The sequence below is a fragment of the Prosthecobacter vanneervenii genome (assembly GCF_014203095.1).
GTDB lineage: Bacteria > Verrucomicrobiota > Verrucomicrobiia > Verrucomicrobiales > Verrucomicrobiaceae > Prosthecobacter > Prosthecobacter vanneervenii.
The window spans coordinates 94173-109676 of the sequence record NZ_JACHIG010000009.1; the positions used below are offsets into that span (position 1 = coordinate 94173).

Annotated in this window: 14 protein-coding genes; 7 read left to right on the forward strand and 7 right to left on the reverse strand. The window is 59.1% G+C overall.

What is annotated here, in order from left to right:
* Positions 1–51 precede the first annotated feature (51 nt).
* Both HNQ65_RS19105 and HNQ65_RS19110 read left to right on the forward strand, forming a co-directional pair.
* The gene (locus HNQ65_RS19105) at positions 52–2265 is read left to right on the forward strand and encodes a DUF1549 domain-containing protein (protein WP_184341957.1); all 2214 of its coding nucleotides are present in this window, start codon (positions 52–54) and stop codon (positions 2263–2265) included.
* A 46-nt stretch (positions 2266–2311) separates the two neighbouring features.
* The gene (locus HNQ65_RS19110) at positions 2312–3610 is read left to right on the forward strand and encodes a DUF1501 domain-containing protein (RefSeq protein WP_184341959.1); all 1299 of its coding nucleotides are present in this window, start codon (positions 2312–2314) and stop codon (positions 3608–3610) included.
* A 99-nt stretch (positions 3611–3709) separates the two neighbouring features.
* Here the strand turns inward: HNQ65_RS19110 and HNQ65_RS19115 are convergent, their stop codons facing one another.
* The gene (locus HNQ65_RS19115; protein WP_184341961.1) at positions 3710–4786 is read right to left on the reverse strand and encodes a hypothetical protein; all 1077 of its coding nucleotides are present in this window, start codon (positions 4784–4786) and stop codon (positions 3710–3712) included.
* Positions 4787–5030: 244 nt separating this feature from the next.
* Between HNQ65_RS19115 and xseB the strand changes: the two genes are divergently transcribed.
* The 3 genes from xseB (at position 5031) to HNQ65_RS19130 (ending at position 8706) form a co-directional block, all read left to right on the forward strand.
* Positions 5031–5378 carry an exodeoxyribonuclease VII small subunit gene (xseB, locus tag HNQ65_RS19120; RefSeq protein ID WP_184341963.1) on the forward strand — a complete coding sequence of 116 codons (348 nt, stop codon included), beginning with the start codon at positions 5031–5033 and terminating at the stop codon, positions 5376–5378.
* A 3-nt stretch (positions 5379–5381) separates the two neighbouring features.
* Positions 5382–7271 carry a 1-deoxy-D-xylulose-5-phosphate synthase gene (dxs, locus tag HNQ65_RS19125; RefSeq protein ID WP_184341965.1) on the forward strand — a complete coding sequence of 630 codons (1890 nt, stop codon included), beginning with the start codon at positions 5382–5384 and terminating at the stop codon, positions 7269–7271.
* Between the two features lie 487 nt (positions 7272–7758).
* Positions 7759–8706, forward strand: a complete 948-nt coding sequence (locus tag HNQ65_RS19130; RefSeq protein WP_184341968.1) for an SUMF1/EgtB/PvdO family nonheme iron enzyme — start codon at positions 7759–7761, stop codon at positions 8704–8706.
* 7 nt (positions 8707–8713) lie between these two features.
* On the opposite strand, the gene HNQ65_RS19135 is transcribed toward HNQ65_RS19130, so the two are convergent.
* Entirely contained in the window at positions 8714–9799 is a 1086-nt protein-coding gene (locus tag HNQ65_RS19135; RefSeq protein ID WP_184341970.1) for a bifunctional chorismate mutase/prephenate dehydratase, read from the reverse strand.
* Between the two features lie 15 nt (positions 9800–9814).
* Positions 9815–10519, reverse strand: coding sequence for an SMC-Scp complex subunit ScpB (gene scpB, locus HNQ65_RS19140; RefSeq protein ID WP_184341972.1), 705 nt, complete (start codon positions 10517–10519; stop codon positions 9815–9817).
* Positions 10520–10654: 135 nt separating this feature from the next.
* Here scpB and HNQ65_RS19145 point away from each other — a divergent pair, with 135 nt between their 5' ends.
* Positions 10655–11872 carry a hypothetical protein gene (locus HNQ65_RS19145; RefSeq protein ID WP_184341974.1) on the forward strand — a complete coding sequence of 406 codons (1218 nt, stop codon included), beginning with the start codon at positions 10655–10657 and terminating at the stop codon, positions 11870–11872.
* 21 nt (positions 11873–11893) lie between these two features.
* Here the strand turns inward: HNQ65_RS19145 and HNQ65_RS19150 are convergent, their stop codons facing one another.
* Together HNQ65_RS19150 and HNQ65_RS19155 are read right to left on the reverse strand one after the other, a co-directional pair.
* Positions 11894–12307, reverse strand: a complete 414-nt coding sequence (locus HNQ65_RS19150) for a cupin domain-containing protein (protein ID WP_184341976.1) — start codon at positions 12305–12307, stop codon at positions 11894–11896.
* Positions 12308–12394: 87 nt separating this feature from the next.
* Complete coding sequence (locus HNQ65_RS19155; RefSeq protein ID WP_184341978.1) at positions 12395–12655, reverse strand: hypothetical protein; 261 nt, start codon at positions 12653–12655, stop codon at positions 12395–12397.
* A 48-nt stretch (positions 12656–12703) separates the two neighbouring features.
* On the opposite strand from HNQ65_RS19155, the gene HNQ65_RS19160 reads away from it, so the two are divergent.
* Positions 12704–13666 carry a phosphoglycerate dehydrogenase gene (locus HNQ65_RS19160; protein ID WP_184341980.1) on the forward strand — a complete coding sequence of 321 codons (963 nt, stop codon included), beginning with the start codon at positions 12704–12706 and terminating at the stop codon, positions 13664–13666.
* Between the two features lie 20 nt (positions 13667–13686).
* Here HNQ65_RS19160 and radC read toward each other — a convergent pair whose 3' ends face one another.
* Complete coding sequence (gene radC / locus HNQ65_RS19165; RefSeq protein ID WP_184341982.1) at positions 13687–14382, reverse strand: RadC family protein; 696 nt, start codon at positions 14380–14382, stop codon at positions 13687–13689.
* Positions 14383–14419: 37 nt separating this feature from the next.
* Positions 14420–15430: a polyprenyl synthetase family protein gene (locus HNQ65_RS19170; protein WP_184341984.1), complete on the reverse strand. Its 1011-nt coding sequence runs from the start codon at positions 15428–15430 to the stop codon at positions 14420–14422.
* Positions 15431–15504: the final 74 nt, after the last annotated feature.

Genomic DNA, 15504 nt, shown 5'->3' on the forward strand with positions numbered 1-15504 from the left:
CACTGACCCGTTTTGGACAGCGGAAGACCACTCCTTTCATTCCACACCACCATGAAACAAACCAAAAAACTGCTCAGCAGCCTGCTTGTTTCCGCGCTCGTCGCTTCCTCAGCCATGGCTGAGGTGCGCACTTGGACGGACACCTCCGGCCGCCAAGTCAAAGCCTCATTCATCGGTCTCGATGGAGAAAATATCGTTCTTCAAACTGAAGACGGTGCGACTCATAAGTTTCCGCTGACCAAGCTGTCTGCCGAAGACCAGACGCTGGCCAAAACCATGAAGCCCTCCGACCAGCCGGTGATGCTGGCCAACGCCTCGGTTGCCCAAGCCGCCGCCGCGATCGACAAATTGGTGGCCAACGGTTTGATTCGTGCCAATCCGGAGCGTGCCAAGATGAATCCGCCGAAGGCACCGATCAAGAACTTCAACCCCCTGGCCAATGACGAGCAGTTCGTCCGCCGCGTCTACCTCGACATCGTGGGCCGCATTCCGAACTATGCGGAAACGATGCAGTTCATCCAGGACTCCAATCCGAACAAGCGTGCCAAGTTGATCGACCTGCTGCTCGACAGCCCTGGTTACAACAGCAACACCTTCAACTACTTCGCCGAGATGCTGCGCGTGAAGGATCGCCTGGAACAGGACAATCTGCGCGGTGTTCCTTACATCAACTGGATGCAGCACCAGATCGAGAAGAACGTCACCTGGGACAAGATGGTCTTCGAGATGCTGACCGCCAAGGGCAAGATGTGGGAAAACGGTGCCGCCGGCTACCTGCTGCGCGATGCCGGCATGCCTCTGGACAACTTGGCCAACACCCTTGCCGTCTTCCTCGGCACGGACGTGGCCTGCGCCCAGTGCCATGACCACCCATTCTCTGACTGGACCCAGCACCAGTTCTATGAAATGGCCTCCTTCTTCGGTGCCACCACCACCAACATGCGCGCCGCCCAGAACCGCAAGGAAAAGGGCAAGGGCATGGCTTCCATGAACGCCATGAACACCCTGATGCCGAAGATCGAAGAGATGATCACCAGCAGCGGCCAGGACATCAAGCGCCTGCGCAACGGCATCCGCAACTACATGTCCGCCAACACCTACATGGTGGGTGAAATGGACAACAACACGATGAAGCTGCCGCATGACTACAAGTATCCGGACGCCAAGCCGAATGATCCTGTGGAGCCCAAGTTCATCACCTGGAGCAAGAACGACAAGAATCTGGCCGCCTACAAGCAGAAGACCAAGTCCGCTGAAGACCTCCGCCCGGCCTTCGCCAAGTGGACCACCGACCCATCCAACCCGCGCTTCGCCATGGCGATCGCCAACCGTATGTGGAAGCGCGCCTTCGGCGTGGCTGTCGCTGAGCCGGTGACCAACATCGACGACCCCAAGCAGGCCGTGAACCCCGAACTCCTGGTCCATCTGGCCGAGGAAATGAAACGCGTGAAGTTCGACATCAAGGCCTTCATGCGCATCATCTACAACACCCATGCCTACCAGGCAGAGGCCACCACCGAGAAGATCGCCATGGGCGAGCCCTACTACTTCCAGGGCCCTCTTCTTCGCCGCATGACGGCTGAGCAGGCCTGGGACTCCTACATGACCCTCGTGCTTGGAGAACCCGACAAGTATGCCAAGCCGCTGGAAGACCTCTACAGCCGCTCCATCGACCTCGACCTTACCAATCCCAAGCTGGACGCCCAGACCGTGCTCATCAAGTATGACGCCTTCCGCAAGATGGCTGAAAAAGAGCGCGCACTTCAGGGTGGCAGCCTGGCAGATGCCGGTGGCGACATGATGATGGAAGGTGGCAGCAAGACCAAGGGCAAGGCAGCCGCCAAGCCAGCCGCTGCAGACATGATGGAAAACACCTCCCTCACCTACAACGGCATGATCCTTCGCCGTGCCTCTACCCTCGAGCAGCCTGCCCCTAACGGTCATTTCCTGATCGATTTCGGACAGTCTCCCCGCAATCTGATCGACGGCAGCATCAAGTCCGGCTCTGTGCCGCAGGTGCTGATGATGATGAACGGCAAGGCCCAGCAGATGCTGACCAGCTCCGATTCGCTCATCTTCCGCACGATGGAAAAGGTGAAGTCTCCGCCGGAAAAGGTCGAGGCGCTCTTTGTCTCCATCCTCAACCGCCGCCCCACACTTGCTGAGAAAGACATCGCCAAGCGCGCCCTTTCCAACGGTGAAGACGGCTATGCCAACATGATCTGGGCTCTCATCAACACCCGCGAGTTCATCTTCATCCAATAAGTTCGCATCAAGGAAATCACTCAAAACAACGCGCTAAAATTGACTTATGAAATCTGAACTGAACAAACTCAGCCCGATGGCCCGCCGCGACTTCATGATGCGTACGGCCCAGGCCGCACTCGGCGTGACGGTCCTTCCCTCCCTCAACGTGGCCGCTGCCGGCACCACAGGCCCAGGCACCCCTGGCTTCGGCAAGGCCAAGAGCGTCATCTTCCTCTGGATGGGTGGCGGTATGACCCATATCGACACCTGGGATCCCAAAGACGGCGAAACCAAGGGTCCGACCGACCCCATCAAGGTGAATGCAGGTTCTGGTAACCTGGACCGCCTGGGCGGCACGATGGAGAAGATGGCCAAAGTGGCCAACAAGATCTCCATCATCCGCTCCATGAGTTCCAAGACCGGCGTGCATGACCAGGGCACCTACGTCATGAAGACCGGCTACGAACCCCGTGGCACGATCGTTCATCCTTGCATCGGCGCCTGGGCATCCCACTTCCTGGGACGCATCAAGGGCCCGACTCTTCCAGACAGCGTGGTGGTCAACAGCGGCAGCTCCTACCCGGGCGCTGGCTTCTTCCCCACCACGATGAGCCCCATCCCGATCTCCAATCCGGAATCCGGCCTCCAGAACATCAAGCCCACCACCTCCACCCAGGAGCAGTTCAAGAAGCGCCTGTCCCTCACCGATGAGTTCGACACCGCTTTCCGCAAAAAGTTCCAGTCGGACGAAGTGAAGACCTACTCCGAGTTCTACGACGAAACCGTGAAGCTCATGAAGAGCGAAGACCTCAAGGCCTTCGACCTCAGCCAAGAGCCTTCGACGGTGCGCGAGAAATTCGGCAGAAACAACTTCGGTCAGGGTGCTCTCCTCGCCCGTCGTCTGGTTCAGGCCGGCGTCCGCTTCGTCGAAGTCCAGTCCGGCGGATGGGACATGCACAACAACATCGACCAGGCCCTCGGCACCACCGCAGCCACCATGGACAGCGTGTTTGCCGCTCTGATCGAAGACCTGCAGTCCAATGGCCTGCTGGAATCCACCATGGTCGTCATGGGTTCTGAGTTCGGCCGCACGCCGGACATCAACGAAAACGACGGCCGCGACCACTACCCGCTGGCCTACTCCACCGTCTTTGCAGGCGGCGGCGTCAAGGGTGGCTTCGTCTATGGCTCCACCGACAAGGATGGCCGCCGCGTGACGGACAAGCAGTGCACACCGCAGGACTTCCAGGCCACCATCGGCCATGCCATGGGTCTCCCGGTGGACGAAGTGGTCATGTCCCCCTCCAACCGTCCGTTCACGGTCGGCGACAAGGGCGTGCCCGTCCTCGATATCTTTGCGTAACCATCCGCAGAGGCATTACCTCACCAAAACACCCGGTCGAAAGGCCGGGTGTTTTTTTATGCACCCTTCCCGTCTGCATTTCCGCTTTCAGCCTCTGCTCTATCTACGTCTGCGAGGAGCCAGCAGCAGAGCAGCGATAAAAAGCAGCACCAAGCCCCTGGGTTCCGGCACGGGAGTGGCAGAAAACGCGAAATCATCAAAGCTGTTGATGTAGCTGATGGCACCGTTGTCCAGCGTACCGCCCCGCAGGTCCCATTGCAGCGCGCTGAGTGCTCCGCTGACTATCCCAAGCCCCTGACTGGCCAGCACGGCCGCGCTGCCATTCAGGTGAGCCGAGAGATCATTGTAGGCGTTGATGTCCAGACTGGCGGTATTCCGCACAGTGTCCACCACCACCGTGATTTCAGACCAGCCCAGAGTTCCCATCACATAGGAGGTCGTCTGCCATGCCCCGCCTGTAAGGCGGTACTGAAGCAAATTGTCGCCTGTAAACCCCACCTCAAAGACCGGCTGATTGGCTGCATCCAGCAGCGAGAGGCCAAACATGTTGCCGGTGTCAGGATCATCCCAATCAGTGGGTTTGACCCAGAAGGACATCTGCACCGCCATGCCCAGGGTGCTCGAGGGGGAGATCCCCCCCAGATCGCGAGAGTCCATGCTGTAGCGGTAGCTCAGACTTTGGTCCGCAGCCATCAGGTTCAGCGTCTGTGAGCCCCCATGTGGCATGGTGTTACGGTAGGCCACGATCTGGTCGCGGTAATACTGATTACCGTAGTAGTAGGGAGCAGTGGCGTCTTCGTAGAGCCTGCCACCAGAGAGCACCTGCCACAGGCCAGAATTGTCCGTGATGTCAGCCGCCGCACCTCCCGGGCCGCTGTTGTTGGTGCCATACTGGCCTGCATTGTACCGCGTCACATCCGGCCCATTGGTTCCATCTCCCAGCGTATTTGGGTAAGCCCCCACAGGCACCACCCCGGTGTAGCCATTTGAAGCCGAGTTGTTCAGGTAGAACTGGGCATCCCCGGCCAGGTAATTGGAGATGATCTGGCCATTGAGGGGCACTCGATAGCCATCCTGCTCCTCAAAGCCACCGAGATATGCGCCTGCCTTCAGGGGCCAGAAAAGAGCCCCTAAGAAGCACGCTTGGAGGCAAAATCTGCTGAGGCTGGCTTTCACAGGATAAGCATAAGCTTATGCCATATAAATATAAATTCAATAACTATTAAACTATTGAGAATTGCATAACTCTCAGGAGCTACCAGAAATGAGTTCGCCAGAGGTTGGTTCGCGTTCCCAATTTCGAGCTGAACCCTTGAGGCGGATACAAGCATTCCATCCATGGCTTTTCCTGCTTGCGGCGCACTGCGAAGCCCGGATAATGGCCGCCCTTCCTGCCTGACTTTCCAAGGCCTGAATCCCCATGAGCAAACCCAGCACCAAGACCGATGAACCATCCTTTGAGGACGCCATGCAGCGTCTGGATGAGATCGTGGCAGGCATGGAAGATGGGCAGCTCTCCTTGGAGGAAATGATCTCCAGCTACGAGGATGGCGTGCGGTTGTTAAAACTATGCCGCCAGCGCATCGAAGGCGCCCGCCGCCGGGTGGAATTGATCAGCGCCGATCTGGAAGGTGGAAAAGCCTCGCTCACGCCATTTGACGAGGAGGCTGATCACGACGAGAGCGCCGAGGACGCTGAAAAGCCCCGCACTCCCGCACGCCGCCGCAAAACCGCCGAGCCCGAGGGTGGCGAAATCCGACTTTTTTGACCCGTGGACACCGAACTGCCTGCCATCACCTGCCCTGCCGATCTCAAAGCCCTGCCGCTGGAGAAACTCCCTGAACTTGCGGAAAAAATCCGCCAGACCCTCATCCAGACCCTCAGCCAGACCGGTGGTCATCTCGGCCCCAACTTGGGCGTGGTGGAGCTTACCATTGCGCTGCACAGGGTTTTTGACACGCCCAAGGATCGTTTTGTCTTTGACGTGGCGCATCAGGGTTATGTGCACAAGATGCTGACCGGTCGCTGGGACCGCATTCACACCATCCGCCAGCACGACGGCCTCAACGGCTTCCTGCTGCGCACGGAAAGTGAGCACGACTGCTATGGCGCAGGCCATGCGGGCACCGCCCTCTCAGCCGCACTGGGCATGGCCACGGGCCGTGATCTCGCCGGCGGAGACGAAAACGTCGTCTGCGTGGCTGGAGATGCCGCCTTCACCTGCGGTCCTGTGTTTGAAGCCATGAATAACGTGGCCGCGCACACCAAGCGCCTCATCGTCGTTCTCAATGACAATGAGTGGTCCATCGACCGCAACGTGGGTGCCATCGCGAAGTATTTTAACTCCATTGCCACACACCCAGCTTACGCCAACCTGCATCAGAAGGCCGGCAAGCTGCTGGAATTCATGCTGGGCGAGGACGCCCGCCGTATCGTCAAGAAGGTGGAGGACCACGCCAAGAACATCCTTCTCCCGCAGAGCCAGACGCCCTCCAACCGCAGCTCCCTCTTCGACGAGTTTGGCATCCGCTACTACGGCCCCATCGACGGACACAATATCCCGCTGCTCATCCAGACCTTTGAGTTCCTCAAGACCCAGGACGAGCCGGTGATCCTCCACATCATCACTGAAAAAGGCCGCGGCTATACCCCGGCACTGAATGATCCCGGCAAGTTCCATGGCTTGGGCAAATACAGCGTTGAAACCGGCGAGACACCCTCGAGTGACAAGCCGACCTACTCCCAGGTCTTTGCCCGCAGCGTGACCGACTTTGCCAAAGCAGACCCAAAGATCGTGGCCATCACCGGAGCTATGCCCGGCGGCACTGGACTGAGCGTCTTCAAGAAGGAGATCCCAGAACGCTATTTTGACGTGGGTATCGCAGAAGAGCACGCCGCACTGTTTGCCTGCGGCCTGGCCACACGCGGTCAGAAGCCCTTCCTGACCATCTACTCCACCTTCATGCAGCGCGCGTTCGACATGATCGTGCACGACATGGCCATCCAGAACCTTCCGGTGCGTCTTTGCATGGACCGAGGCGGACTCAGTGGCGACGATGGCCCTACGCACCACGGACTCTTCGACATCGCCTACCTGCGCGGTATTCCGGGCCTTGTGCACATGCAGCCGCGTAATGAGGATGAATTTGTGGACATGCTTTGGACCATGGCCGGATACGAAGCTGGCCCCATCGCCATCCGCTATCCACGTGGCAACGGCCCGGGCGTCACTCCAAAGGACAAGCCTGTCCGCCTTGAAATTGGCAAGGCCGAAGTGGTGGCCGATGGCAACGACGTGGCCCTTGTTGCGCTGGGAGATATGTTCCCTGTTGCAGAGGAGGCCAAAAAAGAACTCGAAGCCAAGGGCCTCTCCGTAGCTCTCATCAATCCGCGGTGGATCAAGCCGCTGGATATGGACTGCATCTCCACCTTTGCCCGAAAAGTGAAGGTCATCTGCACGCTGGAAGACCACGTGCTGAGAAACGGCTTCGGCGCAGGCGTCATTGAAGAACTCAGCGACGCTGGCATTCGCACTCCCGTGGTACGTATCGGCTGGCCGGACCAATTCATCGAGCACGGCACACCTTCAGTTCTGCGCAAAAAGCATGGCCTCAGTGTGGAGAATACCGTGGCCAAGATCATGGCTGCGCTAGGACAGTAAAAAGGCAGCCGATATTCGAAGAATGTGATTTTGCAGGCCCTGCGCCGATTTCCCCTAAATGCAAATTTAGGAAACTGAAAAATACAGCAGCGACTACGCTGTTTTCATCGCCCATGCTTGTCAGCGGCGAAATTCCTGGCGTATGATCTGCGGGAATTCACCCTCATGAGACGCTGCTCGGCAGAAATCATCTCCTTGAATCCGCATTGCACGCGCTTGAACTCTGCCATGCAGATTTTGCCGGACCGTTTGTCGTAGCTTCATGTTAACCCAGACAGCAGTTGCCGCCTCCACTTTGTCCGACACGATCGAGGATGTCGGAAAGTTCATCGCCGACACAACTTGCAACAGAGTCCCTGTAGCAACGGGTGAACATGAACAGGATGACTTTAAACCTGTTCAAGAGCCAAACCAGCTTTGTGAACGCCCCTTCTACCAGCGCCCTCCTCGTGCCAATCTGAGGATTCGGCCCGCACAAAGAAAGCTCGTGGCAGCCGCTCTTTTCTTGGCTGCTGTCGGCGGGTATTTCCTCGGTGCCAGCCGCACTGAAATCAAAGCAGGGGGAAGCAATCCGGGTGCAGCACCGATGCCAGATACGGCTGTAGTGCTGATTAAACTGAACGGCGGAGATTTTGTCATGGGAGACTCTCTCGATGGACAGATTGATGCACGCCCACACCGAGTCAGCGTGGCTCCTTTTACGATGGCCAGACACGAAGTCACTCTGGAACAGTGGGACAAAGTCATGCTCTGGGGCCGTGACCATGGTTATCCAGACCTCCCTGCAGGCAACGGCAAAGCCTACAATCACCCGGTCTATGGCATGACCTGGGGAGATGCGGTAAAATGGTGCAATGCACTCAGTGAGAAAGAAGGTCTGACGCCCTGCTACTATACAGACAGCACCCGGCAGAAGGTCGCCCGTGAAGGACTGGCTGATATTGGCAACGAGCAGGTGAACTGGAAGGCCAATGGCTACCGCCTGCCCACTGAAGCAGAATGGGAGTTTGCAGCTCGTGGCGGATTGACTGGAAAACGTTTTCCCTCAGGAGACAACATCTCTCATCTGCATGCCAATTATCATGGCTCCAAATACGTCTCTTATGACCACTGCCAGCGCGAGGGCTCCCCGTCTGCTTTGATGAGCAGCCCTCCATACACCGCTGCAGTCGGCAGTTTCCAGCCCAACGAGTTCGGCCTTTATGACATGGCGGGAAACCTGGCCGAATGGTGCTGGGACTTTTATGATTCCGACTATGGATCAAGTGCACCAGTGATGAACAACCCGCATGGTCCGGATGCAGGCAAAAACTGCGTCGTCCGTGGCGGCAGCTGGCGGCACACAGCTGAACAGGCGCGCTGCGCCAGCCGTCTCAGCATGCCCGGCGATCTGCCAGCATCTTACGTTGGCTTGCGGGTGACTCGTCTCCAGTAAGCGACGCTTACCGTTCCTCCACCCAGCCCGGTGCCGGGTAGCTGCCGAGTACTTTGACCTGAACAGCGATGCCTTCGATTTCGAGGGCTGAGATGGCCTGCCGAAGCGTGGCGTCGGAATGGTGGCCGCTGATTTCCAAGAAAAAGCGCGCCTCCGCACCGCTGTTGGTGGGACGATTTTCAATCTGACGAACGTTGACGTTGCGGGCTGCAAAGACTTGCAGCACCTCCATCAATGCACCAACGCGATCCTTGGAATGGATCATGAGCATCGTGTTATCATTGCCCGATGGCGGACCTGAGCGACGCCCCAGAATGATGAAACGAGTCTGTGTGGCGTATTCACGCGGAGAGGTGGCAATAACGCGCAGATCGTGCAGTTCGGCGCTCAACGGGGTGCCAAGGGCTGCTACAGCAGGATTCTGAGCAGCGAGAGCGGCTGCCGCATTGGAGCTGGCGGACTCGATCAACCTGGCTCCCGGGAAGCTCTGCATCAGCCAGGGGCGACAATGCGCGATCATCTGCGCCCGGCCGTGAATCTCCGTGATGGAGCGGTTTGGCGCCTGCGCCATGACGGCGGCATCCGCCCTCCACAAAATCTCGGCGTAGATCTGAAGCGAGCTATCCGAAAGATGATCCAGCGTGTGATGCACCGCCCCTTCCGTGGAGTGTTCGATGGGCAGCACGCCGTAGTCGGCCGTCTGGGCGGCCACCTGGCCAAAGACGCCTTCGGTAGTAGCCTCGGCGAGATACTCCACACAGTGGCCAAACTTGTTCACCGCCGCCTGATGCGTCCATGACCCCGCAGGCCCGAGATAGGCGATCTTGAGGCTGTCTTCCAGGGCCAGTGCGGCGCTCATGATTTCGCGGTAAATCGCACGGATGGCACGTTCGGTCAGGCGGCCGTTTTGGGCGCGGTTAATCTCAGCCAGTTTGCGCAGCAGCTTGTCCTCGCGGCCGGGCACATAGATGTCCAGATCATCCTTGCGCTTGATCTCGCCCACAGTGTGGACCAGTTCGGCGCGCTCATTGAGCAAACGCAGCAACTGCTGATCGATGCTGTCGATCTTGATGCGGACTTCTTCGAGGGACATTGGCCGCAGCGGTGGTTAAGAATTTTCAGCAGCAGAGGGTGTGACAGGCGCCAGGGAGAGCTGCTGCTCATGCGGCTGCTCCGCGGCCGTAGCTGCGCCTTCTTCAGCGGAAGGAAGCTTCACGCGGCGGAGTTCGGAAGCGTTCGGCATATCATCCAGGCTGCGAACACCAAAGTGGTCGAGGAAAGCTTCCGTCGTGCCGTAGAGCAGCGGGCGTCCGGGCAGATCGGCACGCCCTTCGATCTTCACCAGACCTCGGTCGATCAGCTGCTGCACCATGGCATCTACTGAAACACCACGCACAGCCTCGATACCGGCCTTGGTGATCGGCTGACGGTAGGCGACAATGGCCAAAGTCTCGAGCGCCGGCTGGCTGAGGCGCTGCACCTTCTTGCCAGGATACAGCGCGCGGCACCACTCGGCGTACTCGCCACGGGCGGCAATGCGCCAGCCATTGGCACGCTCCACGAGGGTAAAGGCATGCTTCTCGGCATCATAACGGGCGATCAGGGCGTCAATGATCCCTCTCACCTGTTCATCTGTGGTTTCAGCCAGCGGAGCCACCCATTCGGGGATTCGGCTGGAACCGTCTTCCAGCGGCTCTCCCGCAGCTTCAATGATGTCTTTAGCCGTCTCTTTGACAGCGGCACACATCTGCGGCACCCCCAGGGGCTCCTGGGAGGCAAAAAGAAGGGCTTCGACGATCGAGATCAGTTCCATGGCATGGACTGGCAATCTCAAGCGAGCCAGCGGGGAGAGTCAAGCCGGGGAACGGCACTTCGAAGCAGAGTACCGGGGAGCATTGCATGCACCCTGTTCTTGACACTCCCGCCGTCACGACGTTCTCATGCGCACATGGCCCTGCGTCTTGATACCGCCGTCATCCGTGGCGAAATCGACAATACCACCCGCGACAACGTGCGTGGCAGGCTCTGGCTGGTCGGCCGTGAAGATCCCGTCCTTATCGACCTGAGAGGCAATGCCTGGCGGGATGTGGCCGGCTGCAAAGTCACCTTCATCAACCCCACTCCCTCTGCCCGCCCTGCTGCGTTGAATCTGCATTCAAAACAGAGGGGCCGGGTCGGCGACATCACCGCCTCTCTCAAAGTGAAGGTTTATTCGGGGCCGGAAGATCAGGTGAGGAACTGTGAGGAGGAAACCTCGGGACATGCTACTGCCCGATGGCACAACGCGCTCTACTTTGAGTGGTTCTCCGAAGAAAATGGCCGCGTGTTTATCGAGGGAACGGATTTTGAGGTCAGCATCTCTGCCTGGGTCTGGGAAATGGACGGCCCCCAGGAGAAGGCGCAGAAAACGGCCAACCTCAGTGCAATGCGCGAATGGCTGGCCGGCATCATCCAACGTCCAGAACTGAAGGAAGAGGCCGAAGATGAGTTCGACGACAGCGAGGAAGCCTGGGAGGACTCTCTCAAGCAGTCCGACAGGCTCTCGGATGCGCACATGGAGGCGATCGAGAAGTATGGCGAAGACGGTCTCCATGATGACCGAATCGCCTTTGTCATGGGCTGGGACCACATGCTGAGCGGCGGCCATGACCATGGAGCCGATGACGGAGATGGCGAAGGTGAAGCCTGGAAGGAAAGGCAAGAAGAGTCACCGGAGCTGGACGCTCTCGCGAGCGAACTCGACGATGAAGCCTTCTCTGACTTCCTGGACGAGCACGATCACGAAGCCCACCCGCTGCAGGTCATGGCCCAGGATTTCGTCCATCGTCTGCTGACCGAGATCGAGGATGAACGCTCCGAAAGCACAGCGGGGGACGAAGACAACACACCGCTCGACCGCTTCATCCACAACTCAATGAACATCAGCGGCAAGCTGGCGGGAGTGCTCGGCATGCAAGACTTTGAGGGAACATCCCACACCGGCCACACCCTGGCCATCCTGCGGCGCTGCCTCAATTGGGCCAATGAAGCCTTCGCGGCCTTGAACGAACTGACGGAAGCCCCCGAATGGAAGGATCGTCAGAATTTGCTCAATGACTTCCGCGCCGATCTCTTCGCCATCCGTGATGGCATCACAGATCTGCGCAGAAAGCTCCGCTCAGAGTAGGTCGAAAGCAGTTCAGTGAGCCTACTTGCGCAGGGATTTCCAGGGCTCTTCCTCGCTGTGGTCCACCAGACCGGGTTCATCCGCCTTGGCTGGCGATAGAATGGCCAGGAAGACGAGCATTTCCTCACCCACATTCCAGGTCCCGTGGATCTCCCCCATGGGAATGAAAGCGGTGTCTCCAGGTCCGAGGATCTTTTTCTGCGTGCCCACCCACTGCTCCGCCTTGCCGGAGATGACGTAGATGAGCTCCTCCCGTGTGGGATGGGAGTGAAAGGGATGGCTGCGACCGGGCTCCATGTTGGCCCGCACCATCATGAGGTGCTCATTGTTCACAATGTCTCCCCGGCAGATCCACTCTTCGAGCGTCCACGGAGAGAGAAAGTCCACTTTTTCAGCGGCGGTGACAAAACGGCGGTTGGCGATGGCTTCGGACATGATGGCACGGATGCTAGCCTGCCGTCATCACCACAGCAAGCCGGGCGATCCACCTGCGGCTATCTGTTTTGCCACTCCCGTTCCCGCTCAGTAGGTGAAGAGGTCCTTCACCGTCCACGGGCGCTCGATTTCCACGCCCTTTTGCTTGAGGAGGAGGTTTAGGGCATCTGCCATGCGCTGCTTCATGTGCTTCGTCAGGCGGCGTCCTTTGCGGGCGCGCTGCACGGCCTTGTGGGTCATGGGCTCCTGACTGGAGGTCACCAGGTCATGATTTCCCAGCTCATGTTCGGTCATGATCCCGTCCAGAGGCTGCACGCCCATGTTGCGCTCGATTTGGTCTTGTCCCATGATCACCTCTCATTCCGCAAACCGTCATCTGCAATCTGAAATCCAGCCATGCGCATTCTCCTCACCACCACCAGCTATCAGGACACCCCCGGCGACCACCACGCGCTGCTTGCCGCTCAGGGCTACGAAGTGCACCGCGAGCGCGGCCCCCTGCCGGAAAGCCGGATGCTGGAGCTGGCAGGCGAATTTGACGCCTTCCTCTGCGGCGATGATGAGATCACCCGCGCCGTGCTGGAGAAGTCCCTGCCCCGCCTGCGCGTCATCTCCAAATACGGCATCGGCCTGGACAAAATCGATGTGGCTGCCTGCACAGAGAAGAAGATGCCCGTGCTCTTCACCCCCGGCGTGAACCACACCACCGTGGCGGAGCACACCTTCTGCCTGCTGCTGGCCCTGGTGCGTAATCTGGTCGATTCCGCCAACTCCGTGCGCAATGGCCAGTGGAAGCGTGTCACCGGCCATGAAATCTGGAACAAGAGCATCGGCATCGTCGGCCTGGGCCGCATCGGCCAGGAAGTGGCCAAACGTGCCGCCGCCTTTGGCATGAACATCCACGCCATGGACCTGCCACAATACTGGCCCAAGGCCTTTGCAGACATCCACGGCATCACCCAGCACGAGGAGATCGAGACCATGCTGCCTCACATCGATGTTCTCAGCCTGCATGCCAACCTGAGCGAAAGCACCCGCAACCTCATCAATGCCGAGCGTCTCAAGCTCGCCAAGCCCGAGCTGCTTGTCGTGAACACCTCGCGCGCCGAACTCGTCCACATGCCTGACATGATCGCCGCTCTGGATGCAGGCAAGGTGGGCGGCTACGCCACCGATGTGCTCGACGTGGAGCCGCCGCCCGCCGACCACCCGCTGCTCAAGCACCCGAAGGCCCTCATCACCCCGCACATCGGCTCACGCACTTATGAAAGCGTGCCCCGCCAGGCCATGCGCGCCACGCTGAACCTGGTGAACTACCTCAAGGGCGAGAAAGACGTGATCCAGGCGAACAAGTGGTGAGCCCCACCCCCAGAGCCCTCTCACATCATCCCGTGCTCCCTAAAGCTGAAATAGGGCACCGTGCGGGATGCTGAGGGCGCGCCAATGATCAGGTGGTCCTGCAGGATGAGGCCGGTGAGTTCTGAAGCCTCCTTCAAGCGGCGGGTGATGCTGCAATCAGCCTTGCTTGGTGTGGGATCACCGGAGGGATGATTGTGCACGAGGATGTAGCTAAGGGCGTTGTGGATAAGCACCTTCCGCAGCAGATCGCGAGGCTGAGCCACGCACTCATTCAGACTGCCCCGAAACACCTCCTCACTGCGCACCACGGCCAGCTTGCTATTGAGCAGGATGATGCGGACAGACTCGTGGCCTAGAGACTGCATCTCAGGGCCGATGTAATCGTAAATGCGCTGCGGGCTGTCGAGAATGGTCTCCAAGTGGGATGGCACCTGCGCAGCGCGGCGGCCCAGCTCAAAGGCGGCGGCCAGCTTGGCGGTCTTGGCAGGCCCCAAGGCCTTGATCTTGCTGAGCACAGCAGGTTCCAGGCGGGAGAGATCGCGGAGGGACTTGTAGTCCCGCAGAAGACGCTGGCCAATCTGCAGCGCATTCTCCCCCTGAGTGCCGGTGTTGATGAAAAGTGCTAGCAGCTCGGCGTCTGACAATGCCTGGGGACCGAGGCGGAGCAGCCGCTCACGCGGGCGGTCGTTTTCCGGCATGTCGTGGATGCGGCTCATGAACTGGAACGCAAATCACACGATTCTAAACGGCCTCTCAGCGGATAGCACGGCACTGATCCAGCAAGTTGTGGAGATAGCCGACGATGTCTTCGAGCGCCTGCTTGTGCGGAGAGGCTCCCAGGCAGCCGAGATCGGCGCGGGCTTCGAGCAGCATGTTTTGGGCAAACTTCACCGCACGCTCCACCGCTCCCTCATAGTCAGCGATCCCAGCGAGGATCGTGGTGTCCATGGGTTCTCCCTTGAGCAGCATGCGGTTTAGCTTCTGCTTCTGCGCCTCCGTGGCACCTTCCAGCAGGTAGAGAATCGGCAGAGTGAGCTTCCCACGGGCCAGATCAGTCCGCAGCGTTTTGCCCACGGTCTTTTCATCTCCGACGATGTCGAGGCAGTCGTCATAGATCTGGTAGGCAGTGCCAAGCTTGAGGCCGTAGCCACGCAGCGCCACCTGCACGGATTCGGGCTGATGATTGAGACGCGCCCCTAGCTCGCTGGCGGCAGCAAACAGTGCGGCGGTCTTCATCTCGATCATCTTGAGATAGTCCGTGACCGAGAGATTGAAATCGAAACGGCGCTGAGTCTGCAGGATCTCCCCAGTGCAGACATCGCGCGAGGCACGGGCAATGGTGCGACAGACGTGGGTGTCGTCAAATTCTGTGGCAAGCTCCAGCGCATAGGCAAAGAGGCTGTCTCCCAGCAGCACGCTCAGGCTGCTGCCCCATTTGGCCACAGCAGTAGGCTGGGCGCGACGGATGTCCGCACCGTCCATGATGTCGTCATGCACGAGGGAGGCGATGTGGACGAGTTCCAGAATGACGGAGAGGCGGGTATGCCCCTCATGCGTGCCACCGGTGGCACCACCGGAAAGCACTGCCAGAGCTGGACGAATGCGTTTGCCTGACGTTTTGCAGACATAGCTCACATAACCTTCGACCCCAGGGTCAAAGGCGCGGGCCTGTTCGAGGATGGACGCTTCCACACGTTCCAAGTCCGCCCGCACGAGATGAAACGGGAAGACGGGATTGCTGGCGCTGATGACGGGGGCTGACATGGAAAACTACCCCATTCCATCCACCACGGCGGGGGCTTCGTCAAATGCCGTGCTAGTGCCTCGCAAAGGTGAAC